Origin of the sequence: Ephemeroptericola cinctiostellae (genome assembly GCF_003339525.1) — a bacterium.
GTDB classification, from domain to species: domain Bacteria; phylum Pseudomonadota; class Gammaproteobacteria; order Burkholderiales; family Burkholderiaceae; genus Hydromonas; species Hydromonas cinctiostellae.
Genome location: NZ_CP031124.1, coordinates 1,991,829 through 2,017,325, shown reverse-complemented (window position 1 = coordinate 2,017,325; position 25,497 = coordinate 1,991,829). Strand labels below are relative to the sequence as shown.

Below are 25,497 nucleotides of genomic sequence, written 5' to 3'. Positions count from 1 at the left end.
TAAGCTGCAAAACTTCAAGTAAAATAGGGGTTTAGCAGTTTTTGTCATATAAAAATGGGAATGATAATGAGCGATAAAATGAAAGTGGTCTTGGCGTATTCTGGTGGCTTGGATACTTCGGTGATTTTAAAATGGTTGGGTGACAACTACGATTGCGAAGTGGTGACGTTTACAGCCGATTTAGGCCAAGGTGAAGAGGTTGAACCCGCGCGCGCGAAAGCGTTGGCATTTGGCATCAAACCTGAAAATATTTTCATCGATGATTTGCGGGAAGAGTTTGTGCGTGATTTTGTTTTCCCCATGTTTCGTGCAAACACCATCTATGAAGGCGAATACTTACTTGGCACCTCAATTGCTCGCCCATTGATCGCCAAACGTCAAATTGAAATTGCCAACCTCACTGGTGCGACAGCGGTATCTCATGGTGCAACAGGTAAAGGCAATGACCAAGTGCGTTTTGAGCTCGGTTACTATGCTTTGCGTCCAGACATCAAAGTCATCGCCCCATGGCGTGAATGGGATTTGAATTCACGTGAAAAATTGCTCAAATATGCTGAAGATGCAGGCATTGCCATCGAGTCTAAACACCGTGGTGGCGGTGCACCGTACTCAATGGATGCAAACTTATTGCACATTTCCTTTGAAGGCCGTCACCTCGAAGACCCAAAAAATGAAGCTGAAGAAGACATGTGGCGCTGGAGTGTGTCTCCAGAAAATGCGCCAGACATGCCAGAATTCCTCGATTTGGAATTCCAAGCGGGTGATTTGATCGGCATTAATGGTGTGCACATGAAGCCACACGAATTGTTGGCGCGTTTAAACGAACTCGGTGGCAAACACGGCATTGGCCGTTTGGATTTGGTTGAAAACCGTTTTGTTGGCATGAAGTCACGCGGTTGCTATGAAACCCCAGGCGGTACGATTTTACTCAAAGCGCACCGTGGCATCGAATCCATCACTTTGGATCGTGAAACGGCACATTTAAAAGATGATTTGATGCCGCGTTATGCCAGCTTGATTTACAACGGTTTCTGGTGGAGTCCGGAACGTAAAGCATTGCAAACTTTGATCGATTACACGCAAACCAATGTCTCTGGTTTTGTTCGTGTGAAATTGTACAAAGGCAGTGTGAGTGTGGTGGCGCGTGATTCAGTTCACACATTGTTTGATCAAAACATCGCTTCTTTTGATGAAGATGGTGGTGCGTACAATCAAGCCGATGCAGCTGGTTTCATCAAGTTGAATGCTTTGCGCATGCGCATTGCAGAGAATGCACGCATTAAACGCGGCGGTTGATATTTAACCTGCATCAAAAAACCGATTCGAGAGAATCGGTTTTTTTTTGTATGGTAAACAGAAGTATTTAGCTGTTGTCTCTGGTTGTCTCTGGGTTGCCATGGCATTTAAATTCATTTCATTTGATTAATTAAACGTCAGCTGTTTAATTTAAGCCGTTCGTTTAAACGATGCAAATCAGATGGGTTGACTCCGTGACTCTTTGGGCTGTGGAACCAGCTCAGACAACAAATTAGACAAAGCAATGATTTTTTCATCGGACAAGCGACCGTGCACCCAACCATCGGTGGTGCTTTGGATTTGCAGCAGGGCATCAACGGCTTTTTGTTCACCTATGGGGGTGAGTTTAATGGGTTTGCTGCGCTTGTCATGTTCATCAATCAGTCGAGTGATGAAACCTTTGCGCTCAAGCTGATTAAGGACTTTGGTCAGACCGCCCGAGCTGATGGCCAAACGTTCACCGACTTGCTTTGGGGTCAGTTGTTTTTCATTGAATGAGCCTTTAAGGATCAACAGTACGTCGGCTTCAAAAATAGACAAGCCGATCTTTTGAATGTCTTGTTCAAGTATGCTCATGTGATAGGCTTTACCTGCTTTGAGCAAGTACATCAAGGGCATGACCACAGGGTCAAATTCGACATTGAACCCAGAACGATGAATTTCTGCGAACTCATCCAGAGACATTGAAAAATGCGGCGGCATAGGATCCTCATTGCTGTAATGTGTGGATTTTGTGTGTTAAATCACATTCCGTTTAATCAATATTGTTCGCAATTTTATCACAATTGCCCCATGCACCCTTCAACAAAGGGACACCCGCAGTGGGTGGCAATAATTATCTTGCTGGAAAGATAATTTACAGTATAATTCAAAAAGCTTTTCTTTTTTTAAGAGGGCTTGCAGAATCAATTGGTGTGATTGTTAATAATAAGAGTGAGGGTGGGTATGGCACGCATAAAACAAGGTAAGCATAAAGCATTCATCGTTTTTAAAGGTGAAAATAGCACCGATCAACAAACCAATGCAGGCCAAAAAGTAGGGTGGCGACCCCTTGTGAGCGCCGTGTTGTGTGCGTTGCTGTTGGCTGCATGCAGCAAATCCAGTGTGACAAATCCAGCGGCAGAGGGTCAAAAAAAACCACCAGCAGAGGTGGGCTACATTGTGATGGCGGCGCAAGATGCACCGATGTACACTGAGTTACCAGGGCGAGTGGTGGCGTATCGAACGGCAGAGGTTCGACCTCAAGTCAATGGTTTGATTCGTTCACGGTTGTTCCGCGAGGGGGGGGATGTCAAGGCGGGTAGCCCGTTGTACCAAATTGATGCCAGCACGTATCGTGCGGCAACGGACAGTGCACAAGCCAGTTTAAACAAGGCCTTGGCTTCATTGCACGCGACACAACTAAAAGCACAGCGTTACAAAGAACTGGCTGCGATTAAAGCGGTCAGTCAACAAGATTACGATGACGCACAAGCGGCTTTCAAGCAGGGACAAGCCGATGTTGCAGCAGCACGTGCCAACTTAAACAGCCAACAGGTCAATTTAAACTACGCGACGATCACAGCGCCAATCAGCGGGCGCATTGGTAAATCGGCGATCAATGAGGGTTCTTTGGTGACTGCCAGTCAGGCCACGGCTTTGACCACCATTCAACAATTGGATCCGATTTATGTGGATGTTTCACAATCGGCATCAGATGCTTTGCGTTTACGTGAGGCTTTGCAATCAGGCAATGTGAAAAGCAATGGACGCACTGCGGTTAAACTCATGCTGTCAGATGGCAGCGAGTATGGCGCGACAGGGACTTTAAGTTTTGCAGATGCGGCCATTGATCAAACATCTGATTCGATTGCTTTGCGCACTGTGTTTGCCAATCCACAGCGTACTTTATTGCCCGGCATGTTTGTGCGCATTGTGTTGGACAACACCACACTCCCGAACGCATTGCTGATTCCGCAAAAGGCTTTGTTGCGCGATACGACGGGTAAGGCGATGGTGTGGGTGATTGATGCCGATGGCAAAATTGCTCAACGCATGGTGACCACAGGACAGGCGGTTGGTCAGGATTGGCTGGTGCGCGAAGGTTTGCAAGCGGGTGATAAAGTGGTGGTGGATGGTTTCCAAAAAGCCCGCGTGGGTGATGCAGTGAATGGTGTATTGGTTGCAGATGCAGCCAGTGCTGGTGATGCTTCGGCAAAAAATGCCGCGACAGCTTCAACCAATCCAGTCGCAGCAGCCAATTCAACCCAAGGGAAATAATCATCATGGCTCGTTTCTTTATTAATCGCCCCATTTTTGCATGGGTGCTGGCAATCATTGTCATGTTGGCTGGGGCGATGGCAATTAAAAATTTAGCGATTGCGCAATATCCACAAATCGCCCCCCCCACCATATCGGTCAGTGCCACATATACAGGTGCATCGGCTCAAACGGTGGAAGACAGCGTCACCCAAGTGATTGAACAGAGCATGCAGGGTTTAGATGGCTTGGCGTACATGTCGTCAACCAGCTCTGCAGACGGCTCAGCGAATGTCACCTTGACATTTAACAATGGTGTGAATGCCGACACCGCACAAGTTCAAGTGCAAAACAAAGTCTCACAGGTGAGTTCAACCTTACCGACATCGGTTCAACAAGTGGGTGTGACGGTGACCAAGTCGTCCACAGGCTTTTTGGAGGTGGTGGCTTTTACCTCAAAAGATGGTCGATTGAACAATACGGATTTGGCCGATTATGTGGCCTCGAACATCCAAGAACCCTTAAGTCGAGTGCAGGGTGTGGGCAGTACACAATTGTTTGGTGCGCAATACGCCATGCGCATTTGGCTGGATCCCGATAAATTGATGCAGTACAAATTGACTGCTCAAGAAATCATCACCGCCATTGGGGCAAAAAACACCCAAGTGTCAGCGGGTCAAATCGGTGGTTTACCTGCGGTGGATGGGCAACAAATCAACGCGACCATCACGGCACAAAGTAAGCTGAAAACGGTGGATGAGTTTAAAAATATTGTGTTAAGCACACAAACCAATGGTGCACAAGTGCGCCTAGAGGATGTGGCACGCATTGAGCTCGGTAGCCAGTCGTATAACAGCAATGCGAAATACAATGGTCAACCTGCTGCTGCAATGGCGATCAGTTTGGCCACTGGGGCAAATGCATTGGATACAGCCAAACGTGTGACGGCGAAGCTCGATGAGTTGTCAAAAGCATTCCCTGATGGTGTGGAAATTCATACGCCTTATGACACCACGCCATTTGTCAGCTTGGCCATTAAAGGCGTGGTTGAAACACTGCTCGAAGCCGTTGTTTTGGTTTTTTGTGTGATGTTCTTGTTTTTACAAAACTGGCGCGCCACTTTGATTCCAACAATTGCCGTGCCTGTGGTGTTGTTGGGCACATTTGGCGTGCTGTATACAAGTGGATTCACCATCAACACATTGACCATGTTCGCGATGGTGTTGGCGATTGGGCTGCTGGTCGATGATGCGATTGTGGTGGTTGAAAATGTCGAGCGGGTGATGAATGAAGAAGGTTTGTCACCACACGATGCCACGATCAAATCGATGGATCAAATCGGTGGCGCATTGGTCAGCATCACGACTGTATTGAGTGCCGTATTCATCCCGATGGCATTTTTTGGGGGCTCAACGGGGGTTATTTACCGCCAATTTTCCATCACGATTGTTGCAGCGATGGTCCTGTCGGTGTTGGTTGCGATGGTTTTGACCCCCGCACTCTGTGCCACTTTGCTCAAGCCTGTGGAAAAAGGCCATGTGTTGGCCGACACAGGCTTTTTTGGTAAGTTCAATCAATTGTTTAACCGTGGTCAAGCCAAGTATACGGGGCAGGTGGGGCATATTTTGTCGCGCAGTCGCCGCTACATGCTGATTTATGGCGCATTGCTGTTGCTGATGGTGCTTGGGTTTATGAGGTTGCCATCGAGCTTCTTACCCGATGAGGATCAAGGCATGCTGATGGTGTCGGTGCAGTTGCCTGCGGGTGCCAGTGCAGAACGCACCAATGTGATTTTGAAAGAAGTGGAACAATATTTTCTGAACGAGCAAAAAGGCTCAGTTGATTCTTTGATGACCATCAATGGTTTCAGTTTCTCTGGTACGGGTCAAAACATGGGTTTTGCATTTATTAAGCTGAAGCCATGGGATCAACGTGGTGCGGCGAATCAAAAAGCCAGCTCGATTCAAATGCAAGCCAATATGGCATTGTCTAAAATTCGTGAAGCCAGTATTTTTGCCATGTCACCCCCCGCGATCCAAGGTTTAGGTAACTCTTCGGGTTTTGAACTGAAGTTACAAGACACCGCAGGTTTGGGGCATGAAGCTTTGATGCAAGCACGCAATCAATTTTTGGGATCAGCCAATCAAAACCCAAAATTGATCGCCGTGCGCGCCAATGGTTTGGAAGACAGCCCGCAATTAAAAGTAGACATTGATGAAGACAAAGCCGGTGCTTTGGGTGTGGCTTTGACCGACATACACAGTAATTTGTCGAGTACATGGGGGGGCAGTTACGTCAATGATTTCTTGGATCGTGGTCGTGTGAAAAAAGTGTATGTTCAAGCCGATGCGCCCTATCGCATGAGTGAGAATGATTTGAGTCGTTGGTACATTAAAAACAGCAGTGGGGTCATGGTGGCCTTTTCATCTTTTGCCAATAGCAGTTGGATCAACGGTTCGCCACGTTTGGAGCGTTACAATGGCTTGCCTGCAATCAGCATCACGGGTGGCAGCGCGCAAGGTGTTTCAACGGGTACGGCGATGGATGAAGCAGAAAAAGTAGTGGCTGCTTTGCCTACAGGTGTCACCTCGGAATGGTCTGGTATTTCATTACAAGAAAAGTCATCGGGTTCTCAGGCGACATGGCTGTACATCATCTCAATTGTGTTTGTGTTCCTGTGTTTAGCGGCTTTGTATGAAAGTTGGAGCATCCCATTTGCAGTCATCATGGTGGTGCCTTTGGGTTTGCTTGGTGCGATTGGTTTGGCTCTGATTGCAGGCAAGTCAAATGATGTTTATTTCAAAGTGGGCTTGTTGACCACGGTGGGTTTGGCTGCAAAAAATGCCATTCTGATTGTTGAATTTGCCAAAGCTGAGTTTGACAATGGTCGCCCCTTGCGTGAAGCCGTGCTGGATGCCGCACGCTTGCGTTTACGACCGATTTTGATGACCTCATTTGCATTCATTCTTGGGGTGCTGCCCATGATGCTCAGCAGCAGTGCGGGTTCTGGTGCACAAAATGCACTGGGCACCGCTGTGGTGGGTGGCATGATTTCAGGGACTTTCTTGGCGATCTTTTTTGTGCCTCTATTTTTTGTATTGGTGTTGGATTTTGTGCAAAACAAATGGCAGAAGTGGGGGCGAAAAAACGCAGCCACGTCGCAACATGTCAATCACACACAGGGCTGAGGCGATGAACAATAAACATACAGCACATTATTCACCTATGAAAAATGGATTTAAGCTTGCTTTATCATCGGCGGTTTGCAGCGTGTGGTTGTCCGCCTGCACCATGATGCCCGCTTATCAACAACCTGTATTGCCTGTACCTGCCAATTATAACGAAGGGGCGGCTGCTTTGGCTGGGCAAGTACTGGCTGCAGACTTACATTGGCGTGAGGTTTACAGGGATGACAATTTGCAACAGTTGATTGCTGCGGCATTGAGCAATAACCGTGACATGCGCATGGCCCTGTTGAACATTGAAAAAGCGCGTGCGCAGTACCGCGTGCAAGGGGCATCGTTGTTTCCAACCATCAACGCCAGTAGCAGTGAGTCTCGGCAACGCATTTCTGGTGACCTGTCGAGTACGGGACAGCCTTATATCAGCAGTTCTTATAGTGCGAGTGTTGGGTTTAGCGCCTTCGAGCTGGATTTGTTTGGGCGGGTACGCAGTTTAAAGCAACAGGCTTTGCAGACTTTTTTAGCCACTGAGGCCAACCAACACAGTACGAAAATCAGCCTCATTGCCGAGGTCGCTTCTGCATATTACACCTTGGCGGCGGATCAAGCGTTGCTTGCTTTGGCACAGCAAACGTTCAATACGCAAGAAAATACGCTGAAACTAACGCAGCGCAAATTGGACATCGGTGTCGAAAACCAACTGACCGTCAGCCAACAGCAGACCGCAGTCGAAGAGGCAAGGGCGGATGCGGCCAATTACAAGGCTCAAGTGGCCATGGATAAAAATGCTTTGGCTTTGCTTGTCGGTGGTGAAGTGTCGTCGACTTTATTGCCACCGTTGATTACTGCATTTCCAAAAATTAACGTGGATTTGCCCGCAGGTTTGCCTTCGGATGTCCTCACTCGCCGCCCCGATATCATTTCGGCAGAACACAGCTTATTGGCTGCCAATGCCAACATTGGTGCTGCACGTGCGGCTTTCTTTCCAAAAATTGCGCTCACTGCGACAGCAGGTACATCCAGCGGTGATCTGGCACGCCTATTCATGGGAGGCACTGGGGTGTGGTCGTTCGTGCCGTCGATCACACTGCCCATTTTTGACATGGGCACCAATCGTACCAATCTAAAAATCGCAAATGTTGAGCGCGACATCGGCATCGCAACTTACGAGAAAACCATTCAAACTGCATTTAAAGAGGTGTCTGATGCATTGGCGCAAGCGACAGGTTTGCGTGAACAAGTCAAAGCGTATGAAGTGCGTCAAGCTGCAGCACAACAAAGTTTGCAACTTTCTCAAGCGCGGTTTAATTATGGGGTCGATGCCTATTTGGTGGTGCTTGATGCCCAACGTACACTCTACAGCACGCAAAAAACGTTAATCAGCATGCAGCTTGCCCAATTGAATAATTATGCGAGCTTATACAAGGTGTTGGGTGGTGGTTGGCAATAAGCATGCCCTGTGTTTGAGGATTGGTGTCATGGTTGTTATGCTCACGTGAACTTCATTTAAGGTGATTTGAATTTAGGATGTTTTAACGAAAACTTGCTTAAAATCTATTTTTCCTCAAAAGAAACATCAAAACAGAACGTCTGCTTTTTTATGAGTTTCACTAAAATGGAATCAATCCTTGGGTATGAGGAATCAATTAAGAGTTGAAAAATTAAAGATTAATAATTAAAGATTTAAAGCGCACATAAAAAACCAGCATATTGCTGGTTTTTTACTGGTATTGCACATCAAGCATCACATTATGTGATGTTGGAAATGTCATCAAGCTTTATGCAACTGCTCGATTTTGACTTTCCATTCTTTTGGTCCTGTTTCATGCACAGAGGTGCCATTTGAATCCACTGCAACCGTCACAGGCATGTCCACCACGTCAAACTCATAAATCGCTTCCATGCCCAAATCAGCAAAAGCCAAGACTTTCGCATGTTTAACGGCTTTTGAAACCAAGTATGCGGCGCCACCTACAGCCATGAGATAAGCTGCTTTGTGCTTTTTGATGGCTTCAATGCCACTTGGGCCGCGTTCAGATTTGCCGATCATGACCGTCAAACCTGTTTGTGCCAGCATCATTTCAGTGAATTTATCCATGCGTGTGGCGGTGGTCGGACCTGCGGGACCAACAACTTCATCGCGTACGGGATCCACAGGGCCAACGTAGTAAATCGCACGGTCGGTGAAATCAACAGGCAGGGGCTCGCCTTTTGCAAGCATGTCAGCGATTCGTTTGTGTGCGGCATCGCGACCTGTGAGCATTTTACCGTTGAGGAGTAAAGTTTGACCTGGTTTCCAACTTTCGACCTCAGTACGAGTTAGGGTGTTCAGGTCGACGCGTTTGCTTTTTTCGTAATCGGGTGCCCAATTCACATCAGGCCAAGTGTCGAGTGCTGGCGGGGTGAGAATGGCTGGGCCATTGCCATTTAGGACAAAGTGCGCATGGCGCGTGGCAGCACAGTTGGGAACCATGCCGACAGGCAGTGACGCTGCATGCGTAGGGTAATCCAAAATTTTAACATCAAGCACAGTGGTGAGGCCGCCCAGACCTTGTGCGCCAATGCCGAGCGCGTTGACTTTTTCACACAGTTCAATCCGTAACTCTTCAATGCGATTCGATGGGCCGCGCTGCAAGAGTTCGTGCATGTCGATCGGTTCCATGATGGCTTGTTTGGCCAATGTCATGGCTTTTTCAGGGGTGCCGCCAATGCCCAAACCGAGAATGCCTGGTGGACACCAACCTGCACCCATTGTGGGTACGGTTTTGAGCACCCAATCCACAATAGAATCCGATGGGTTGAGCATGACCATTTTTGATTTGTTTTCTGAGCCACCACCTTTGGCTGCAACGATGACATCGACGGTGTCGCCCGCAACCATTTCGATGTGAACCACTGCTGGGGTGTTGTCTTTGGTGTTGATGCGTTTACCTGCTGGATCTGCAAGCACTGAGGCACGCAACACATTATCAGGGTTCAAGTAAGCGCGGCGCACACCTTCATTGACCATTTCTTGGATGGTGAGCTTGGACTCCCAGCGCACATTCATACCTATTTTAAGGAAGACCACACAAATGCCCGTGTCTTGACAGATGGGTCGACGGCCTTCTGCGCTCATGCGGCTGTTGGTTAAAATCTGGGCAATGGCATCTTTGGCTGCTGGCGAAGCTTCACGCTCGTAAGCCGCTGCCAAGGCCTTGATGTAATCTTCAGGGTGGTAGTATGAAATGTATTGGAAGGCATCGGCGATGGACTCGATGAAATCCTTTTCTAAAATGGTGCTCATGGTGTGCTCCTCGGTCGTTTAATTGAAAATATGTACCATTCTAATGTGTTTTCTCTGCACTGGGGGAGGTGTAGTCACTCACGTTGTGCGCATGACTGCTGATTTTATCAATCCAAGCCATCATCAGGGCGGACAATAAAAACACCATGTGAATAGTGGTTTGCATGATGACGGCGCGATCTGTCATTTGATCGATGTTCATGAATGTTTTGAGCAGATGAATGGAGGAAATGCTGATGATCGCCATAGATAATTTAACCTTGAGCACACCTGCATTGACATGATCGAGCCATTCAGGTTGATCAGGGTGATCATCTAAATTCATCCGTGAAACAAAAATATCATAGCCACCAACTATCACCATGATCAGTAAGTTGGAAATCATCACCACGTCGATCAAGCCCAAGACAATCAGCATGATGGATGTTTCGGTCAGTTCATGTGCAGCAGTGGCATGCAGTAAGTGCCACAGCTCAATCCCAAAATGGTAAACATACACCACCTGAGCCACAATCAGACCCAAATAAAGTGGCAATTGTAACCAACGACTAAAGAAAATAAAGCGAGGAAGTTGCTGTTTAAAAGAGTTGTGTTTCATAATTAATTTTGAAAAAATTGGATATCAATTGATGCCAATGAATGGCATCAATGATAAAGGTTGATTGTTACGATGGACTTACTGGCGCAACAGCATTAAAGCATTGCTGCGCTCGGATACCCGTTCGCCTGTCCAAATGACTTGCCATGTTTGACCCTGCCATTCAACCGTTGGTTTGCCGTTGATGCGCGTGTTGAGTTTTAATGTGCGTTCTTGAGTGAGCACATATGGGCAATTGACGTTTTTAAAAGCAGCGCGCTCTGGTACAAAGGGCACGTGTGCATAATAATACATTGCACCACGTGCGCTTGCAGGCAAATCAATCGCGCGGACACATGTGGTTTCAGGCGGAATGCTTCTATTCAGTGCTTGTCCTGCGGCTTCATAACTGCGGGTGTGATTGAGCCAAGGCATGGCCAATGTCGCGAGTAAAACCCACACCATGACCAAACCACTGGATGAAAAAGCGACTGATTTCCACAAAGCGCGCGGTTGAAAACGGGCGCGCCAACGCAACACCAGCAGCCACCCAACGGTCACCGCAACCGCAATCATAAAAGGCCACCATTTGAATTCGGGCTTGAAGTCAGGAGCGAGTTTATAAACATTACGTGCCAATTGGGCTGGAAAACCAGTCCAAGCAGCCACCCAAAACAACCAGATGAGCAACGACAAGGCAGAAAAAGTGAGTAGAGAAAACCAATCAATGATATTGGCACGACCACGGTTTAATGTCGCCAAACCAAATGGTGCGAGCAACAAAAACCCAGGAATAAACATCAACATCGATGCATCAAAACGTTGACCCGTAATAAATGTATGACACAAAGGGGCAATCAGCAATAAAATCCCCAAAATCATCATGGGGTTGCTCCAACGAGAACGCCATTGCCATAAACACCATAATCCCAATGGGGCGATCGGCCAAGTGAACACCAAAATATTGCGCCCAAAAAAAGCAGCGTTGACTGAAGACAATGGCGCGAAGTGTTGGCTGCCAAGCCATGCTGTAAAAAACTCGGCATTTTGAGCGATATTGAACAACCACACTGCGGGGGCTACCATGCCTATAAAAATAACCACTGGGGCGACATTGAGGCTGTTTTCACGCCAATGTGTAAAAAACAGGGCGCACAAAGTTGCTAAAATAAAGAAAATAAACAAACTGAATGGCAAGGTCAACCCCATACCCGCAAAACCCACAGCCCAGAGCCAACGGCTTTTCAATGGCCGCTCAAGCGAGCCCACAGCACCACACAACCACATCATGCACACCAATAAAATGGTTGCACCTTCACTGGTGTCGTGGGTGTGAGCGGCGACACCATAGGTCGCAATCAAAAGCAAAACAGCCGAATCGGCCAACATTCGACCATATTCGTTGGGCAGAGGCTCTCCACCAAAAGCCAAACGTTGGGGCTGAAGTTCATGTCGTTTGCCCAGACGATAGACCGCGAGCCACAGCAAGTAAATGCTGAGTGCATCTTGACAAGCAATGCCCAATTGAACGGCATTGAATGGTGACATGATGCTATTAAACAATTGAATGAAAATAGCCCCAATCCAATAAGGTAAAGGGCCCAGAGTGACGCTGTACAATCCAGCCACGTTGGGATAAATCCAATCCGACACCCCGCCTTGAGCCATGCTCAGCATGATACCGAAGCTGGCCGCTTCTTGACGCCATAAATCACGCCAAGTCAAGCCAGCGGCAATATACAGCATCACCACTAAAATCAAATACCGATGGGGCAAACGAGCCACGTCATCTTGATTTAGGCGCAAAGGATTGGAGGTTTTTGGAGGCATAAATGTAGGGGGCAGTGGCAAAATCCCATGAAGGGTTTCGTGATGAATCCAATGATTGTTGGAATAAGAGAGACCCCAAATCAATCATTGGGCTGAAAATGAAAAAAGGCAGCAAACGCTGCCTTGTGCTCATCACATGTTAAACAACATGTATAAAGCGAGTCATTACTCAGCTGCAGCTTCTGCTGATTTAGCAATGCCACTGCGTGAGCCGTATTTGTTACGGAATTTCTCAACACGACCAGCAGTGTCCATGATTTTTTGGGTGCCAGTGTAGAAGGGATGTGATTCTGAAGACGTTTCCAATTTAACCAAAGGATATTCTTTGCCTTCGAACTCGATTTTTTCACGGGTGTGGATGGTTGAACGTGTGACGAATTTGAAATCGTTAGACATGTCATGGAAAACAACTTCACGATACTCTGGGTGGATACCTGGTTTCATTTTTAAAATCCTTAAGTTAAGCGGCAGCCAACTGAGCGGTTATAAAGATAACCCGAAAACCCAATCACACGCCAAAATATAAAAAGCCGCTTATTCTCACACAAATGATAAAGAAACACAAGGATTTTATGTGTTGGTGGCTCAAGTCCAAAGTGTTTCCATTATTTGTCGTATAATTATAGATTGTGCTAAAAAATGATTAAGTTGCAAGGGATTAAGGCATGGTCAGTGGCAAAGTGATTGAAAGTGGGGCGCCCATTCCCGCGCCTGTAAAAAACTACATGACGCCAGCAGGCTATGCGCGTTTAAAGGCAGAGTTGCTGCATTTGTTGGATACTGAGCGCCCAGAAGTGGTTCAAGTGGTGTCGTGGGCTGCTAAAAATGGTGATCGTTCCGAAAATGGTGATTACTTGTATGGTAAACGCCGTTTGAGGGAAATTGATCGGCGTGTGGGTTATTTGACCAAAGCGCTTGAAAATGCCCAAGTGATTGATCCTGTGGCGCAACAACACATGGATCAAGTGTTTTTTGGTGCCACTGTTGTTTTTTGGCGAGAAGCGTCTCAGACTGAAGAGTGCATTTCAATTGTTGGCAAAGATGAAATTGATTCGTCTCGTGGTTATGTGAGCTGGAGCAGCCCGATTGCGCGTGCGATGCTGAAAGCACGCGTGGGTGATGATGTTCGTTTGCATACGCCATCAGGCATTGAAGTGTTGGAGATTGTCGAGGTAAAGTACATTGCCCTTGATGCTAGGGAAAGATAAAAAATGCTGTGTAAGTGAGCGTGTCAACGAAAATCACGTGCTGACGTTATGAAAAGCTTGCGTTTTTTACCTGAATAAGCTGTTTTTGCCCTGATTGAAGTTAAATTTCCAACAAACGTAGTTTTTGCTTTATAAAACTGCTTAAAGCATTTGATTTTTAATGACTTTATCCGTAGAATGATTTTCAATATATGAAAATAAGTTGAAATTTAAAACTTATTTTTCCCCAAGCGCACAAAAGAAGCGCAACTAAAAAATGGAGTTCCAATGAAACACACATTTAAATTAGCAATGGCATCTGCACTGGCTTTGTTTGTGTCTTTGCCTGTTGCTGCAAAGAATGCGGCAAAATCTGAGGTTGCTGAGAAAAAAACCGCGACGAAAACAACGGCCAAAGAAGATTCAAAATCAAATAAAAAAGCCGTTGCTGCCAAGTCATCAGAAACTAAATTAACGAATTTGCTTAAATTCACACCCGTTAAACGTGCTCCTGTCGCTAAAGCAGTGGCTAAGCCCGTTTTTCACGTGGCACGCATCGCGCCTGCAGCACCAACGTACAGCGTTCGCAATGTATCGTATGGTCGTCAGTTTGGTTTGGATCAGTCGTATGATCCGCTTGACTTACGTGCCAGTGTGGCGCTTGTGGTGGATCAAAACAGCTGGAGCACTTTGTATGAGAAAAACTCCCGTACACAGCTTCCCATTGCTTCGATCACAAAATTGATGACAGCGATGGTGACATTGGATGCGCGCCTTGACATGGATGAGCCCATTACCATCAATGAAGAAGATGCGGATCATTACCGAAACTCTCGTTTGTCGGCTGGCACCACTTTGCCACGCCGCGATGTGATGTTGCTGGCCTTGATGTCGTCTGAGAATCGTGCGGCTTACGCTTTGGGTCGGACGTACCCAGGTGGTTTGTATGCTTTCACTCAGGCCATGAACGCCAAAGCACGTATGCTCGGCATGAATGGTGCAAATTTTGTTGACCCTAGCGGTTTGTCGCCTTCGAATCAAGCTTCAGCCATGGATTTGGCGAAAATGGTCAATGCCGCTTCTCAATATAAAGTCATTCGCCAATTGTCAACCACTGACAGCGCGACGGTGTACACGCCGTATGGCCGTGAGCTGGTGTATCACAACAGCAACCGATTGATCTCTCGCGGCATGGGCTGGAACATTGGCATGCAAAAAACAGGTACTTTGAGTGCTGCAGGCAAATGTGTGGTGATTCAAGCTTTCATCAATGGTTCACCAAAAATCATTGTGTTGCTTGATTCCCGTTCAGCCGACTCTCGTGTCACTGATGCGGTGCGCATTAAAAACTGGCTCGAAAGTGGCTCAGCACCCACAGTGTCGAAAGTGGACGCTGCAAATGCATGGCCTTCGTTATAATTTTTTAAGTGACTGCATTCGCAGTGCCTATAAAAGCCTTCGTCTGACGAAGGCTTTTAATTTTTGATTTAGACAATGAACCCAGTACAACACAAAAACAGTAACCATCACCGCAAACCAAATGCGCCACATGCCCCTAAGGCTGTTGTGCCTGCTGTTACGCCCGCACAAGCGGAAGCATTTAAACAGCACATTGTTTTTCCAGATAATTTACCCGTCAGCGCTGAGCGTGAGGCCATCAGTGCATTGATTGAGCACAATCAAGTGGTGATTATTTGCGGTGAAACGGGGTCGGGTAAAACCACGCAATTACCGAAAATGTGCCTCGCTTTGGGGCGCGGCATCGGTGCGGGCGGTCGAGGGTTGATTGGTCATACGCAGCCCCGCCGTTTGGCGGCGACCAGCACGGCCAAACGAATTGCAGAAGAGTTGGGTACATCGTTGGGCGAGGTGGTCGGGTATAAAATCCGTTTTCAGGATCGCTTGCATGAGGGTGCATCGGTCAAGTTAATGACCGATGGCATTTTGCTTGCCGAAACCCAGCGCGATCCATTGCTTAAGCAATACGACACCATCATCATCGATGAAGCGCACGAGCGCAGCTTGAACATTGATTTTTTGCTCGGCTATTTGAAAGAAATTTTACCCAAACGCACAGATTTAAAAATCATCATCACTTCGGCGACGATTGATGCAGAGCGATTTGCCACGCATTTTGCCAATGAAAAAGGCAATGCGCCGATCATGAATGTGAGCGGTCGAACGTATCCTGTCGAGGTGCGTTACCGCCCCATTCAGCGCAACGAAAATGACAAAGAGCGTGACCTGTACGATGGCATCGTCGATGCGGTGGATGAGCTGGCACGCGAAGGTTCGGGTGATGTGTTGGTGTTTTTGCCTGGTGAGCGCGAAATTCGTGAGGCGGCCGAAAGTTTGCGCAAGCACCATCCGCCGCATGTTGAGATTTTGCCCTTGTTTGCGCGATTGACTGCGCAAGAGCAGGAGCGTATTTTCAAACCATCGAATGCGCGGCGCATTGTGTTGGCGACCAATGTGGCGGAGACATCGTTGACCGTTCCGGGCATTCGTTATGTGATTGACAGTGGTTTGGCGCGGGTGAAACGCTATTCATACCGTCAAAAAGTAGAGCAATTGCAAGTGGAGTCAATTGCGAAGTCAGCTGCCAACCAACGTTCGGGGCGTTGCGGTCGGGTGGCGGCGGGCATTTGCATTCGTTTGTATGAAGAAGCCGATTTTATTGCTCGACCTGATTTTACCGACCCTGAAATCATGCGTTCGTCGTTGGCGAGTGTGATTTTGCGCATGAAAGCGCTCGGTTTGAAGCAAATCGAAGAGTTTCCATTTGTGCAAGCACCGCTCAATCGTGCGATTGTCGATGGTTATCATTTGCTGCAAGAGTTGGGCGCATTGACCGATGATTACCAACTGACCAAAACAGGCCGTGAGTTGGCGAAATTGCCGATTGATCCCCGCGTGGCGCGAATGATTTTGGCGGCACGCGACGAAGGCGCATTGCGCGAAGTGTTGATCATTGCGAGTGCGTTGTCTGTGCAAGATGTGCGCGATCGACCAGCGGAGTTGCGGGCGCAGGCGGATTCTGCGCATGCAAAATTTAACGATGCATCATCGGAATTTTTGACGTATTTGAAAATTTGGAACTGGTTTGACGACGCCATCAAGCACAAAAAATCCAATAAGTTACTTCAAGAAAATTGTCGTTCAAATTTCCTATCGCAGTTGCGCTTGCGCGAATGGCGCGATGTGCACACGCAGCTTTCAACGATGGTGAAAGAGCAGGGTTGGCGCATGAATGAAACCGAGCCGACCTTTGAACAATTGCATTGCGCCTTGCTTGCGGGCTTGCTGGGCAATGTCGGTTTCAAATCTGAACTGAGCAATGACGCGAATAAACCCGCCGCAGGGCAGAATGCCAAAGTGGGTCAGCGTGGGCAATATTATCAAGGTGCACGCGGGATTCAGTTCTATTTGTGGCCGGGTTCGAGCCTGAAGAAAAAAACAGGCCAATGGGTGATGGCAGCGGAATTGATTGAAACCACACGTTTGTTTGCACGAATATTGGCAAAAATTGAGCCGAAATGGCTGGAGCGCGTGGGCGCTCATTTGCTCAAAAAAACCTACAGCGAACCGCGTTGGCGTAAAAAATCTGGACAAGTGCAGGCGGATGAACGCGCCACATTGTACGGCTTGGTGATTTATAACCAGCGTCCCGTGAGCTATGCACGCATCAATCCGCAGGAGACGCGCGATGTGTTCATCCGTGATGGGTTGGCACAGCATGAATTTGAAGGCCGTTTCCCATTCCTCACACACAACAAGCAATTGATCGCCCACATCGAAAACCTTGAGCACAAATCACGCCGCCAAGATGTGTTGGTGGACGATGAGTTGATTGTCGCATTTTATGACAGCGTGATTCCGCCTGAGATCATGGATGTGCGTGCTTTGCAAAAATGGCACGACGATGTGGTGAAAACCGATCCGAAGATTTTATATTTGTCCAAAGACGAACTCATGCGTCACGAGGCGTCTGGGGTGACCACCGATGTGTTTCCAAAAACGATGGAAGTCGGCGGTTTGACGTGCAGTTTAACCTATCATTTTGAACCCAACAGCCCGCGCGACGGCGTGACCTTGACCGTACCGATTACCGTGCTCAATCAAGTGTCAGCGGTGCAATGTGAATGGTTGGTGATTGGCATGATTAAAGACAAAGTGCAGGCTTTACTCAAATCATTGCCACAGAAAATTCGTCGCCATTGCGTGCCATTGCCTGATTATGTACAGGATTTTGTGGCTTGGGCAGTGGAAGAACAACGCATGGGCGAGCAAGCTTTGCTGGATGCATTGATCATCCATGTTCGTTTGCGCACGGGACAACAGCTGAAAACCACCGATTTTAAATTGGAAACCTTATCCACTCACGCATCGATGAATTTTAAACTGGTCGATGAATACGGTCGTCAACTTGAAATGACGCGCGACCTGAGTTTATTGCGCACGCATTTTGGTGGTCAAGCGCGTGAATCATTTCAAGATGTGGTGCAGGCGCAAAGCGACAGCAGCAACACCGCAACACCGTCCAAAAAGCTCAACACCAGCCAAACCGCTCATAAAACCATCGCGGGCGAAGCGGGGCGAAAGATCATGACGTGGGATTTTGGGGTGTTGCCCGAGTTGATGGAATTGCAAAAAAATAATGCGAAAATTTTTGGTTATCCTGCGTTACAAGACTGTGAAACGCACTGTGAAATGTCGGTGTGGGATGAGGAACACCTTGCGCAAGCCGTGCATTTGCAAGGCTTACTGCGTTTGGCGCGTCTGCATTTTAAAGAAAGTTTAAAGCATTTGGATAAAAACATTCCCGATGCCGCGAATATGGGCATGCTCTACGCGGGGTTGACCAGCGACACGTTGGAAGCATTGAAAACCGACATTGTTTCGTTGGCACTGCAACGGGCATGCGGCTTGGATGACGTGAGCCAGTGGCCACGTGACACGCTGGCTTTTGAAAACATGCTGGCACAAGCAAAAAACCGTTTGGGTCTGATTGTGCAAGAAATAGCGAAGTTGGTGCTGTTGATTTTGACCGAATGGCAAGCCGCACAAAAAAAACTGGTCTCAGTGAAAACACAACTGAACGCATACAATGACATGACGGCTCAGATCGAACGGCTCACGCCCAAACGCTTTGTCCTGAACACCGCGTATGCGCAGCTGGTGCATTATCCGCGTTACTTCAAAGCCATTGCTTTGCGCGTCGATAAACTGAAAAATGACAGCGCACGCGATGCACAATTGATGCGCGACATGTTGCCGTTGGTGCAAAACTGGCAGCGCGCGGTGAATGAGCGGGGCGGTCAAATGGACGACGGTTTGGTGCCTTTTCGTTGGTTGCTCGAAGAGCTGCGCGTTGGTTTATTTGCACAGGAATTGCGCACGCCGATGCCCGTGTCCATCAAACGACTGCACAAAGTATGGGACAGTTTGCAGCGATAAATGGGCTGCAATGCACCGATGTGATGCCGATGTGACGGTAATGTGATCAACTGAAAAGAGGAGAACAAACATGGATAAAGTGATTCAAGCACTCAGTCGTGCGGCCTTGATGATGTTCACGCCACGCGTGTGGGGCTTGGTCTGGCGGCCTGCATTGTTGGCGCTGCTGGTTTGGGCGCTCATTGGCGGTGGGATGTGGTGGGGATTTGGCGAAGACCTTTTTGCGTGGTTGACCGCCACTCAAAACCGCTGGGCTTTGGGCGACAGCTGGACAGCTCAAGCATTGAACTGGGCCATGCAAGGCGGTTTTTGGTTGGGTATTGGCTTGCTGTGGATTCTGATGGTGGTGCTCTCATCCATGCTGTTGATCAGCGTGTTTGGCATGTCGCACATCAACCGTGCAGTGGCAGAGCGTTTTTTTCCAACGCTTGAGGTCAAAGGTGGTTTGACCACGTGGCACAGCATCAAAAACACAACCGCTTGGACGTTTTGGTTTGCTTTCTTTTGGATCATCAGCACACCCGCTTATTTATTGGCAGGGCTCGGCGCGGTCATACAAACAGGTGTCATGGCGCGTTACAATCAAAAAGTATTTGCCTTGGATGCCTTGGCGGAACATGCGGATGCCCATGAATACGCGGTCATTACACAAGAACGCAACGGTGCTTTGTTTGTGCTCGGCTTGGTGATCACGCTGATGGGTGCTTTACCGACATTTGTCTGGATGGGATCGATTATTGGTGTGGTGTTGTTGCCATTGACCGCTGTTTTTTCGGTGTTGACGTTCACCGCATTGTTCACGTTTTGTGGCTTGGCTTACAGCTGTTATTGTTTGCAGGCTTTGCACGATTATCGTGCAGTGCAGCATGAACTGCTGTTACAATCTGTGCTGAAAGATAATTGAAGAGGGTTCTATTCATTGGTTTAAACGCCACTCACTTGCTCAAAGCATCCGTACCGACACAGCGTGAATCCAATGGCACGAAATCACCTTGAATCACTTGTAAAAGGTAAATAAACGCTTTGCGTTTGACTGGATGCCTGCTAAAAGCACGTGGGAATAACGGAGTCGGGCGTTAAATCAACCTTGTCCTATTCTGAAATCAATTTTTAGAGCTCCGTTAAGGCAACTCACATTCAAATTGTTTCAATCAAATTATTTCAATCGATACACAGGGGAAAACATGCGTTTTGGTTTAATGGTCATTGGCGATGAAATTTTGAACGGCTCGCACACCGACGCCCATTTTGGTGCGGTTCGAGAAATGTTGGAAGCGCGTGGTTTGCGCTTGGCATGGGTTGAATATGTGGCCGACGTGCCCAGCGAAATCATTGCGCGACTGAAACGCAGCTTCGCCGAATCCACACCCGTTTTCGTGACAGGCGGCATTGGCGCCACACCCGACGACCACACCCGTCAAGCCGCAGCCAACGCACTCGAAGTGCCACTCGCACTTCACCCCGAAGCCGCACAATTCATCATTGATTTAAGCGAGAAGCGCGGCGACGACTTAAACAGTGTCATTCACTTGCAACGCTTGAACATGGCCAACTTCCCCGCAGGCGCGGGCATCATCCCCAACCCATTTAACAATGTGGCGGGTTTTCATGTCCAGCACCATTATTTCGTACCCGGTTTCCCCGTTATGGCACACCCCATGCTGGAATGGGTACTGGACACCTTGTATGCCGATGAGTTTTTCAAAGAACGCCACGCCCACCTCTCGGCACACGTCTACGGCCTGCAAGAATCACAAATCGCCCCATTGATGATCGCCATTGAACATGATTTTAATGGCGTTCAAACCTACAGCTTGCCCAAAATAGCGCAAGAGGCCACCGACAGCACCGAAGCGAAACGATACCACATCGAACTGGGTGTCAAAGCGAACGGCGAAGCCTGTGCATTGTTGGACGCGGCGTGGGATCGCTTGAAATCGGAAGTGCGCGATTTGGGCGGTGAGGTTGTTTGATCAAATTCACAATGCATTTTTAATTAAACGCAGGTGCTTCAAACGAATCGGTTTAAAATAAAAACCAAAGCAACATCATCTGCGTACAAATATGGGGCGCGCTGGTTGTTTATAGTGAACTCACAGACATTCCGTCATGCCGTGCTCGACACGGCACCTCCATGACTAAGAGATTGCGGGTCAAGCCCGCAATGACGCGTCGCGTGATTTAATGTTTGGACTCACGGTAGATGGATGGTTTCACAGCAAGCCAGACGCCGTGTTTGTGATTGAAATAGGACGTATATCCTGTTGTTTGGTTGGGGGGGTAATGAAAACACAATCAAATAAAGGACATACGATTTTTAAATTGCTAGGATATGCGGCGAAATGAAAACAGAATATCAGTGTTTTTTGACGCATAAACTACGTTAGAGCCCAACTCATGTCACTACCGCAAATATTCCAGTGGGTTGTAAGTGCCCACTTGGACGACCACAAAAGTCCCGAACTTGTTCTCTTGAAGGGGCATCTTCTTCTTGAGGTAGCAATTGACAACGCCGCTCAACAATTTCTCGCCAAAGAAAAACATGAGAACTTAACCGAATTCTCATTCCACAAAAAGCTGCAAACGCTCAGTTCCCTTCAAACGCAAAGCCCTGCAAACATGGCCAAAGCCATCGAACACTTGCATGCGCTCAATCGCATACGAAATCGTCTTGCGCATGAATTCCAATTTGCGGGTGGAGAGGATTCATTAGCTCAATGGTCTCAAGCCGTTCTATCTGACTTCTCAGGCGTCAAATTTCAGCGGCACACATTTCGTACAAAACTCATCCACGCGATTGGCGCGCTTGCTAGCGTAGTGGTTAATCCGAAGAGCGATCTCTCTATTGAATCTGCAGGCTCTAATCCCTCATTCAACGGGACGCCTGGCGGTGCCCGTTAATTCGAACGTTATGCCTCTGAACGGTAACTATTAGCTATGACCTTTAATCAGTTAGTACAAAAAAAGTGGTTTGCTCCTCTCTTCGTAGCCATTCTCGGGTTTGTCGGTGCCCTTGGCGGTTCATTAGTTTCAGGTATGTTTCAGCTTAATCAGTGGGACAGCCAGATCGCTTACGAGAAAAAGAAGGCTGTTCTTGAACAGCGAGTGAAACTGCTGGAGAAGTTATCAAACGTGGCGAACTCCGCAGCTCAGATGAGAACGTACAATGACTATTTGGTGCTTCAGGCGGACCTCGCCCAAATCTACGCCACTTGCCAAACCAATAGAGAAAAGGGCTGCATCAAACCTGATGAACCAAAGGTAGTCGCCGAAATCAACGTGAAGCGCACTGAACTGAATGCCGAGTACTCCTCTACAATCCAGTTAATGAAGGTTTACTTTAGCTCGAGCATTTTGCCAGTGCTAAACGAGCTTACATCTCGAAAAGACTGGTGGGCACCAGATGTCGAAGCAAAGTTTTTAGCTCTCGTTGGTAGCGCGTCCAGTGAAATCGAATCCCTGTGAAGCAGAAGCATAGCCTTTTAGTCGAGTGATTCTTGCGTGAAAAGCCTCTTAATTTAAACATGGGATATAGAAATGGATAACTTCTTAGAAATGGCTGTCTTAGGGGAAAAAAGCTTTGATAGTAATCTTGTTCAGCCAAGTAGTCGTATATTTAATCATGCGCTAAGTTTTTACCGTGCATATTTAAAATTAAAAGTTGATGGAGTAACTTCAAATCCATCACATGTTTGTTTGGTTTTTGCAATAGAACTATTTTTAAAGTGTCTTGAGACGAAGGAACGTTATACGAAGCAAGATACGTACACCGAAGGTTCTGTGAGCTATAAAGTTTGTCACAAGCCTATTCCTCGGTCAGCAAAACATGACCTAGAAGAACTTTTCCAGAAGCTTAGTAAAAATACACAGGAAGCTATAGCTTTATTATACAAAAAAGAATATGGTGGGGATTTCTATACAGATCTTGTTTTAATCTCAAAAGGTTTTATTGAATGGCGTTATATTTATGAGGGAAATGTCGAGGTAGTGCATGTCTGGTCTCTTCAAAAAATTGGCGATTTTTTATTTAATAACTATAGTCAAAGTGTTTTTGAAAATAACTAGTAAAGCAATCAAACGTATCGTTTTATAGCTGATACTACAGATATGCTGTCAAGCTCGGCGTGATATTTTGACTGGTGATATGATCTTTATTAATCGGTTTCAACATAACCTACACTCTAAAAGCATCATATACCGTCATTCCCGCGTGGGGTTAGCGGGAATCCAGAGGGGCGCAAAGCGCACCAAAAATTCTGGTTTGCAAGGGTAGTATTTTTTAAAAGGTCAAACAAACGCTTCGCGTTTGACTGGATTCCCGCTAACCCCACGCGGGAATGACGGAGCTGGGGGTTAAGTCAGACTTTACTTATCTGAAGTCAATTTTGTTTTTTATATTTTTCATAAAACCTGTGTTCTGCACATTCATTTACTGAGCTCATTTTTCCCCACCTTGCTCACATAAGGTCGTGCTTGCACGATCCATATTTTTTCCCCTTCCAGTACCCATTCGATGTCCAGCGCTGTATCCCTTGAAAACAAGGGGACGATGACGTCGACCGTTTCGCCCAGTCTTTTGGCGCGGGCTTCGGTTAAGATCGTGTCGCCTGCGGGGGTGGGGACTTCGCGCACGCCGTTTTTGGGGTCAAACACCAGCATTGATGTTTCGTTTGAGCGGCTGATGATGCGTGTGCCGTTGTTGGAGGTGTCATATAGGATTTGCTCTGGGATTTTTTGCCCTTCAACGACGCGAATGCCCAAGCCCCATTTGGCGTTGATGGTGTAGGTGTTGGGGTTGTGCCCCCAAATGTCGGTGGTCAGGAGTACGCCTGCGGCGGTGGCGTTCACGCCTGTTTGGATTAATACGGCGGGGTAAACTTGCCGATGGTCGATGCCTGCGAATTGCCGTTCATTGACGGCGCGTTCGTTCCAAATCGATGCCCATACTTTTTTAATCGCAGGTTCGAGGGCTTCGTGGGTCGCGACGTTGGGCACGGTGTCGTAGAGTCCTGCGCCGTTGAAGCCTTTCAAGTCTTCGGCGTTGGTTGAGCTGCGCACGAACACGCCTTTGCCGCCCAATTGTTTTTGCCATGCGCGTTCGATGCGGGCGAGTTGTTGCGGGTTCATGGGCGCGTCAACGATGGTTTGACGGAGTGCGCTTAATGCGTCTCGTCGCCAAACGGGGTCGCTGGTGAAGCGTGCGTCGTTGAGGGTGGCGTCGATTTTTGGCTGCAAATGGTTGGCGGTGATGTGTTCAATGTAGGCGTGAAATGGGATGCCAAAACCTGTGGGTACGTTGACAGTCGTTGCATTGGCATGAACGATTTCGCCAAGGTTGGCAGTTTTTGTGCCGAAACGATTGACTTCGCTGGCGCGGATTTGGGTCAAGGGCGTGAGTGCATTGAAGCCCTCATCAATCGCGGGTAAATTCACGTGTTTGTCTTCCACGCGCCGTGCTTTAAATTGTTCTATCTCACTGTCGGTCGCCGCTCGTAGGGTCAGGCCTTGTTCGGTGACGCGGTAGTGCACGATGCGGTTGTTGAGGGGGGCAAATTCAGTTGCGGCTGTTTTGTCGCCTGCATTCGGGATGCCCCATGCGGTGGCGCGTAAATTGACGTGCGCCAAGGGGGTTGAAAATTGAGTGGTGATGATGCCTGCAACAGGGCTGATGTCGGGGTAGGCTTCTTGCAGCACGACAATGTCGCTGTCGGCAAAGTTCAATGTGTCCAATGCGGTACTGGGTGGCACGATGCGCAAAGTGCCGATGGCTTCACCTGTTTGAAAGGCTTGGAAGGGCAGTTTTTGATAGATTTTGTCATTGGTGATGACGGGTAAATGGCTTTTTTTCAATTGTTTGGCCATGGTTTCTTGCGCCAATGAATCGGGGCGGAAGGTCAAATTGGGAATAAAAAAGGTTTTTTGTAATGCCCGTTGTGTTTTGATGACATCGCGCGCTCGGATGGCGTCGCCTTCCCAAAACGAATACGTCCATAACGACAGTTTGGGGTAGTGGGTTAAATAACCGAGAATGAATTGTGGCTTATCTGCGCTGTAGTTGAGGTTGAAGCTTTTAATGGATTCGTAAGTGCGTGGTTTTTTAAGCAATACCCCCAGGCCAAAATCGATGTGTAGTTTGAAAACGTGGGCGTCAATGAAATACATGCGGCCTGTTTTGACATCCAAAATGAATTTTGAAAACTCAGCATCGCGCTCGTTGACGGCCAAGGCTTGCCAGTCTTGTGATGTACTCACAGTGGGTTGCCAAACGCGCTGTTGGGCGAAAGCTGGAGTGAGATTCAAACCGATGGCGCACGTGATGGCGATGGCGTTGAACAATCGATTGTGCATGATAAACCCCTTTTTAAATGATGCACCATTGTAGGGCAAGGTGGAACAAGTTATTTGTCATTGTCACGTGGTAGACTCAATGTGAGCGGGCTGTCA

General features: G+C 47.8%; 18 protein-coding genes. 12 read left to right on the top strand and 6 right to left on the bottom strand.

Features of this window, described 5'->3' with window-relative positions:
• Positions 1 to 66 precede the first annotated feature (66 nt).
• Entirely contained in the window at positions 67 to 1,296 is a 1,230-nt protein-coding gene (locus DTO96_RS09020; RefSeq protein WP_114563194.1) for an argininosuccinate synthase, read from the top strand.
• A 177-nt stretch (positions 1,297 to 1,473) separates the two neighbouring features.
• On the opposite strand, the gene DTO96_RS09015 is transcribed toward DTO96_RS09020, so the two are convergent.
• Positions 1,474 to 1,998 carry a MarR family winged helix-turn-helix transcriptional regulator gene (locus tag DTO96_RS09015; protein WP_114563193.1) on the bottom strand — a complete coding sequence of 175 codons (525 nt, stop codon included), beginning with the start codon at positions 1,996 to 1,998 and terminating at the stop codon, positions 1,474 to 1,476.
• A 243-nt stretch (positions 1,999 to 2,241) separates the two neighbouring features.
• On the opposite strand from DTO96_RS09015, the gene DTO96_RS09010 reads away from it, so the two are divergent.
• From DTO96_RS09010 to DTO96_RS09000, 3 genes are read left to right on the top strand one after another with little or no spacing between them, the layout of a single operon-like run.
• Positions 2,242 to 3,555, top strand: a complete 1,314-nt coding sequence (locus DTO96_RS09010) for an efflux RND transporter periplasmic adaptor subunit (RefSeq protein WP_114563192.1) — start codon at positions 2,242 to 2,244, stop codon at positions 3,553 to 3,555.
• A gap of 5 nt (positions 3,556 to 3,560) precedes the next feature.
• The gene (locus DTO96_RS09005) at positions 3,561 to 6,722 is read left to right on the top strand and encodes an efflux RND transporter permease subunit (protein WP_114563191.1); all 3,162 of its coding nucleotides are present in this window, start codon (positions 3,561 to 3,563) and stop codon (positions 6,720 to 6,722) included.
• Between the two features lie 4 nt (positions 6,723 to 6,726).
• Positions 6,727 to 8,166, top strand: a complete 1,440-nt coding sequence (locus DTO96_RS09000) for an efflux transporter outer membrane subunit (RefSeq protein ID WP_308418246.1) — start codon at positions 6,727 to 6,729, stop codon at positions 8,164 to 8,166.
• Positions 8,167 to 8,487: 321 nt separating this feature from the next.
• On the opposite strand, the gene DTO96_RS08995 is transcribed toward DTO96_RS09000, so the two are convergent.
• The 4 genes from DTO96_RS08995 to DTO96_RS08980 form a co-directional block, all read right to left on the bottom strand.
• Positions 8,488 to 10,002: a fumarate hydratase gene (locus DTO96_RS08995; protein ID WP_114563190.1), complete on the bottom strand. Its 1,515-nt coding sequence runs from the start codon at positions 10,000 to 10,002 to the stop codon at positions 8,488 to 8,490.
• A 40-nt stretch (positions 10,003 to 10,042) separates the two neighbouring features.
• On the bottom strand, positions 10,043 to 10,600 hold the full coding sequence (locus DTO96_RS08990; RefSeq protein ID WP_114563189.1) for a TIGR00645 family protein: 558 nt from the start codon (positions 10,598 to 10,600) through the stop codon (positions 10,043 to 10,045).
• Positions 10,601 to 10,678: 78 nt separating this feature from the next.
• Complete coding sequence (locus DTO96_RS08985; RefSeq protein ID WP_114563188.1) at positions 10,679 to 12,409, bottom strand: ArnT family glycosyltransferase; 1,731 nt, start codon at positions 12,407 to 12,409, stop codon at positions 10,679 to 10,681.
• 165 nt (positions 12,410 to 12,574) lie between these two features.
• Positions 12,575 to 12,853 carry a type B 50S ribosomal protein L31 gene (locus DTO96_RS08980; RefSeq protein WP_114563187.1) on the bottom strand — a complete coding sequence of 93 codons (279 nt, stop codon included), beginning with the start codon at positions 12,851 to 12,853 and terminating at the stop codon, positions 12,575 to 12,577.
• A gap of 221 nt (positions 12,854 to 13,074) precedes the next feature.
• On the opposite strand from DTO96_RS08980, the gene greB reads away from it, so the two are divergent.
• The 8 genes from greB to DTO96_RS08940 all read left to right on the top strand — a co-directional run bounded on the left by greB (position 13,075) and on the right by DTO96_RS08940 (position 23,118).
• Entirely contained in the window at positions 13,075 to 13,617 is a 543-nt protein-coding gene (gene greB / locus DTO96_RS08975; RefSeq protein WP_114563186.1) for a transcription elongation factor GreB, read from the top strand.
• Positions 13,618 to 13,884: 267 nt separating this feature from the next.
• The gene (locus tag DTO96_RS08970) at positions 13,885 to 15,015 is read left to right on the top strand and encodes a serine hydrolase (RefSeq protein WP_114563185.1); all 1,131 of its coding nucleotides are present in this window, start codon (positions 13,885 to 13,887) and stop codon (positions 15,013 to 15,015) included.
• A 75-nt stretch (positions 15,016 to 15,090) separates the two neighbouring features.
• Positions 15,091 to 19,053 (top strand): ATP-dependent RNA helicase HrpA, encoded by a 3,963-nt coding sequence (gene hrpA, locus DTO96_RS08965; protein ID WP_114563184.1) that lies wholly within the window; start codon positions 15,091 to 15,093, stop codon positions 19,051 to 19,053.
• A gap of 70 nt (positions 19,054 to 19,123) precedes the next feature.
• Complete coding sequence (locus DTO96_RS08960) at positions 19,124 to 19,957, top strand: EI24 domain-containing protein (RefSeq protein ID WP_114563183.1); 834 nt, start codon at positions 19,124 to 19,126, stop codon at positions 19,955 to 19,957.
• Between the two features lie 280 nt (positions 19,958 to 20,237).
• Positions 20,238 to 21,026 (top strand): competence/damage-inducible protein A, encoded by a 789-nt coding sequence (locus tag DTO96_RS08955; protein WP_114563182.1) that lies wholly within the window; start codon positions 20,238 to 20,240, stop codon positions 21,024 to 21,026.
• 424 nt (positions 21,027 to 21,450) lie between these two features.
• The gene (locus DTO96_RS08950; protein ID WP_114563181.1) at positions 21,451 to 21,954 is read left to right on the top strand and encodes a hypothetical protein; all 504 of its coding nucleotides are present in this window, start codon (positions 21,451 to 21,453) and stop codon (positions 21,952 to 21,954) included.
• 36 nt (positions 21,955 to 21,990) lie between these two features.
• A complete protein-coding gene (locus DTO96_RS08945; protein ID WP_114563180.1) occupies positions 21,991 to 22,518 on the top strand; it encodes a hypothetical protein in 528 nt (175 codons plus the stop codon).
• Between the two features lie 72 nt (positions 22,519 to 22,590).
• Positions 22,591 to 23,118 (top strand): hypothetical protein, encoded by a 528-nt coding sequence (locus DTO96_RS08940; RefSeq protein WP_114563179.1) that lies wholly within the window; start codon positions 22,591 to 22,593, stop codon positions 23,116 to 23,118.
• Between the two features lie 360 nt (positions 23,119 to 23,478).
• Here DTO96_RS08940 and DTO96_RS08935 read toward each other — a convergent pair whose 3' ends face one another.
• Entirely contained in the window at positions 23,479 to 25,401 is a 1,923-nt protein-coding gene (locus DTO96_RS08935; RefSeq protein ID WP_114563178.1) for a PEP/pyruvate-binding domain-containing protein, read from the bottom strand.
• Positions 25,402 to 25,497: the final 96 nt, after the last annotated feature.

Coding starts and splice junctions, on each gene's coding strand:
- DTO96_RS09020 (WP_114563194.1), top strand. CDS start 67: ATGAGCGATAAAATGAAAGTGGTCTTGGCGTATTCTGGTGGCTTGGAT.
- DTO96_RS09015 (WP_114563193.1), bottom strand. CDS start 1,998: ATGCCGCCGCATTTTTCAATGTCTCTGGATGAGTTCGCAGAAATTCAT.
- DTO96_RS09010 (WP_114563192.1), top strand. CDS start 2,242: ATGGCACGCATAAAACAAGGTAAGCATAAAGCATTCATCGTTTTTAAA.
- DTO96_RS09005 (WP_114563191.1), top strand. CDS start 3,561: ATGGCTCGTTTCTTTATTAATCGCCCCATTTTTGCATGGGTGCTGGCA.
- DTO96_RS09000 (WP_308418246.1), top strand. CDS start 6,727: ATGAACAATAAACATACAGCACATTATTCACCTATGAAAAATGGATTT.
- DTO96_RS08995 (WP_114563190.1), bottom strand. CDS start 10,002: ATGAGCACCATTTTAGAAAAGGATTTCATCGAGTCCATCGCCGATGCC.
- DTO96_RS08990 (WP_114563189.1), bottom strand. CDS start 10,600: ATGAAACACAACTCTTTTAAACAGCAACTTCCTCGCTTTATTTTCTTT.
- DTO96_RS08985 (WP_114563188.1), bottom strand. CDS start 12,409: ATGCCTCCAAAAACCTCCAATCCTTTGCGCCTAAATCAAGATGACGTG.
- DTO96_RS08980 (WP_114563187.1), bottom strand. CDS start 12,853: ATGAAACCAGGTATCCACCCAGAGTATCGTGAAGTTGTTTTCCATGAC.
- greB (WP_114563186.1), top strand. CDS start 13,075: ATGGTCAGTGGCAAAGTGATTGAAAGTGGGGCGCCCATTCCCGCGCCT.
- DTO96_RS08970 (WP_114563185.1), top strand. CDS start 13,885: ATGAAACACACATTTAAATTAGCAATGGCATCTGCACTGGCTTTGTTT.
- hrpA (WP_114563184.1), top strand. CDS start 15,091: ATGAACCCAGTACAACACAAAAACAGTAACCATCACCGCAAACCAAAT.
- DTO96_RS08960 (WP_114563183.1), top strand. CDS start 19,124: ATGGATAAAGTGATTCAAGCACTCAGTCGTGCGGCCTTGATGATGTTC.
- DTO96_RS08955 (WP_114563182.1), top strand. CDS start 20,238: ATGCGTTTTGGTTTAATGGTCATTGGCGATGAAATTTTGAACGGCTCG.
- DTO96_RS08950 (WP_114563181.1), top strand. CDS start 21,451: ATGTCACTACCGCAAATATTCCAGTGGGTTGTAAGTGCCCACTTGGAC.
- DTO96_RS08945 (WP_114563180.1), top strand. CDS start 21,991: ATGACCTTTAATCAGTTAGTACAAAAAAAGTGGTTTGCTCCTCTCTTC.
- DTO96_RS08940 (WP_114563179.1), top strand. CDS start 22,591: ATGGATAACTTCTTAGAAATGGCTGTCTTAGGGGAAAAAAGCTTTGAT.
- DTO96_RS08935 (WP_114563178.1), bottom strand. CDS start 25,401: ATGCACAATCGATTGTTCAACGCCATCGCCATCACGTGCGCCATCGGT.